This window comes from Streptomyces sp. NPDC058663, assembly GCF_042716745.1.
Lineage (GTDB): Bacteria > Actinomycetota > Actinomycetes > Streptomycetales > Streptomycetaceae > Streptomyces.
The window spans coordinates 1-2,233 of sequence record NZ_JBHXRV010000023.1; the positions used below are offsets into that span (position 1 = coordinate 1).

Annotated in this window: 1 protein-coding gene; it reads right to left on the reverse strand. The window is 76.7% G+C overall.

The genetic code is table 11. From position 1 onward, the window contains the following. Positions 1–222: 222 nt before the first annotated feature. On the reverse strand, positions 223–1,809 hold the full coding sequence (locus ACFWVV_RS18315; protein ID WP_384346835.1) for a phytoene desaturase family protein: 1,587 nt from the start codon (positions 1,807–1,809) through the stop codon (positions 223–225). Positions 1,810–2,233: the final 424 nt, after the last annotated feature.

Sequence of the window (2,233 nt, forward strand, 5' to 3'; positions counted from 1 at the left end):
GGGGGGGCCGCCCGACCCTCTCCCCCCCAGCCCTCTTGGGCGGCGAGGCCGCCCACACCCCTCCCCCCCCGCCCCCTTGGGCGGCGGGGCCGCCCCCCGGGGGCGGAACGGGCGGGCAAGGGGGCGGCCCCCGGCGGAGCCGCACAACCCGGCCCCGCCCGACCTCCGCCCCGCCCCCGTACGCCCCCCGGACCCACCCGTCGCCGCCCGCCCCAGGGCCCCTCACTGCGACCCCCGAAACCCCTCCCCCTCCACGATCAGCCCCGCCACCAGCGCCCCCGACATCCCCGCATGGGCCACCCCGCCGCCCGGATGCGCCCACCCCCCGGCCGCGTAGAGCCCGTCCAGCGACGTCGTGTTGGACGGTGCGAGGAACCGCCCGTCCCGCCCCGCCAGCGCGGGCGCAGGTACAGCGCCCGCACCCGCCCCCGTCACCTCCGCCGTGTCGGCCGGCGTCCTGATCTCCCGCCACCGGATCCGCTCGGCGAGCCCCGGCACCGCCGCGGCAGCCGCGGCCACCATGCGGTCCGCCCACCTCTCCGCCACCCCGGGAGCCAGCCAGTCGTACCCCGGGCGGGCCGGAGCGGTCGCGGTGAGCACCACCGCCTCGTGCCCCTCGCCGGGCCGCAGCGCCGGATCGTCGGGCCGCGACACCCACACGGTGGGAGCGGACTCCGGGTTGGGTGACTCCGCACCCGTGGCCCCTGCACCCGGGCCCCCTGCACCAGAGGTCCCCGTCGGCCCCGCCCCGTCGAACACCTCCGCCAGCCGGCCCTCACGGTGTGCCGCATGCACCACGCTCCGGTGCACCGCCCCCGCCTCCCGCGCTCCGTCGAGCGCCAGGAACACCCGTACCCGCCCCGCCACCCCCACCGGTGCGGCCCCCCGCGGCGGCGCGTCCTGGCTTCCGTACGCCGACCGACCGCCCAGCAGCGCGGACAACCGCTCCGGCGGTACGGCGGCGACCACCGAGTCCGCCTCGGCGAGGGTCCCGTCGGCCAGCTCCACTCCCACCGCCCGGCCGTCCTTCTCGACGACCGACGCCACCTGTGCGCCGAAGACGAACTCCACCCGCCGCGCCACGCACCGCTCGTACAGCGCGCGGGCCAGCTCCCGCGTGCCCCCGGCCACGTACCAGCTGCCGAAGGTCTGCTCCAGGTACGGCAGTACGGCCGCGGAGGCCGGGGCGTCGCGGGGGTCGAGCCCGTACGCCAGGGCGTAGCTCTCCAGCAGGGCGGCCAGCCGCGGATCGGCCAGCTCCCAGGCGGCCACCTCGGCCAGCGTGCCCGCCCGCCTGGTGCGCCGCAGCAGCCGCTTGACGGGCACCGAGGGGTAGGGGTCGCGGCCGAGGACCTGCCAGTCGGCGCGCAGGGGCTCTTCGAGAAGGGGGCGGCGGGTGCGGTCCCAGGCGTCCCGCGCCCGGTTCATGAACTCCCCCCAGCGCTCGCCGAGTCCGGTGCCCAGCGCTTCCTCCAGCGCGGCGACGACGCCGCCGCGCGAGGCGTTGGGCAACGACACCGTGGTGCCGTCGGGGAAGAAGTGCCGTACCGCCGGGTCCACCTGGGCTATGTCGACGAGGGCTTCCAGCGGCTCCTTGCCCGTCTTCACGAACACGTCCCGGTACACGGCGGGAAGGTGCACCAGATCCGGCCCCGTGTCGAAGCCGAAGCCGTCGCGCTCGAAGCGGCCCGCCGAGCCGCCGTAGGTCCGTCCCCGCTCGTACACCGTCACCCGGTGGCCCGCGACGGCCAGCCGGGCAGCGGTCGCCATCGCGCCGAGCCCGGCGCCGATCACCACAATCCGTGCCATGCCGACGACTTTATCGGCCGCCACCGACAGTGCCGAAGCCCCGGCCGGGCGGGCGCCGTCTCGATCGGCCCGGCGGCCAAAGTGTGTGAGCGGGTGGCGCGGGCCGGTCTGAGTATCCGTACCTAGGAGCAGAGATGAGTAGCTGCGCGGATGGGCTCCCACCTGCGGAGACGGAAGAGTGGGGCACACGGAGGGGGCACCGCGCCGAGACCGCCGACACGGGGCGGCGGAAGCGGCGCGGCACCCCTGACGCAACGGGGAACAACGGGGACACGGGGGAGACGCACCGGTCCGGTGAGGCTCGGGGGGATCGAGCCTCACCGGACCGGTGCTCTGCCGTTTCGGACGGCTCCACGGAGCCTGAGCCGTCCCGAGGGGCACACCCTCAGAACCGTCCCGAGGGGCACACCCTCAGAACCGTCCC